The sequence below is a fragment of the Vibrio sp. 2130-1 genome (assembly GCF_033339515.1).
In genome coordinates this window covers 1-710 of record NZ_JAWOUT010000260.1, presented here as the reverse complement: position 1 = coordinate 710, position 710 = coordinate 1, and the positions used below count along the sequence as shown (strand labels likewise).

Below are 710 nucleotides of genomic sequence, written 5' to 3'. Positions count from 1 at the left end.
ACAGACGAACCATGGCATTGCCACCAAAACGAAAACCGACCAAACCAACTTTGTGATGATCGACGTAAGGAATGGAATAAAGCTCATTCAACACGGCTTGATGAAGACAGCTTGAATCTTCCGTCAAAGGCCAATGAGAACTGTGTCCGACTGATGGCATATCGACGGTCAGCATTGCAATATCTTTAGGAGCAAAGTGATTGCGGAACAAACGCCACATGTCGGTTTGTAAACTGTCGAGTCCTGCACTCACCATCACAACTGGCAGCTGCTTATCGGTTCTTGGCAAATGCAAGTTAGCGATAATTTTGCGTTTTTGGTAAGGCACCTCAATTTGCTTGATGGTGTATTGAGTTTTCTCAGCCCCTTCAGAATAGGCTTTGTTTGCTAACACCTGAGCCTGAAGCGCCAAGTTGTCGTTTTTTAAATGAGGATAGCCCGCAATGCTGAAACACAACGATGCGGTAAACAGCTCGTCGGCAGCATCCTCACCTTTAAGGTCATTGGCACGTCGTTGGTGTTCCATACCTAACTTGATCCACTCAAACGTCCAGTTACCGCTGTGATACCCCATCACAGTATCTAACCAATCATCGTGAGTACGAGAATGCGTTGACGAAGCAATGCGCGACAACACGCCTTCCATTTCAATTGGAGATAAGCCTTGCCACGCCCACTGCAAGCGACGCAAATGACGATACCAAACACGA

The 710-nt window shown here is 46.9% G+C and carries 1 protein-coding gene; it reads right to left on the bottom strand.

Translation table 11 applies throughout. The features are described 5' to 3' along the window. Nucleotides 1-710, bottom strand: a 710-nt coding sequence (locus tag R7Q09_RS25600; protein WP_318143870.1) for an alpha/beta hydrolase, incomplete at both ends; no start/stop codon positions are given.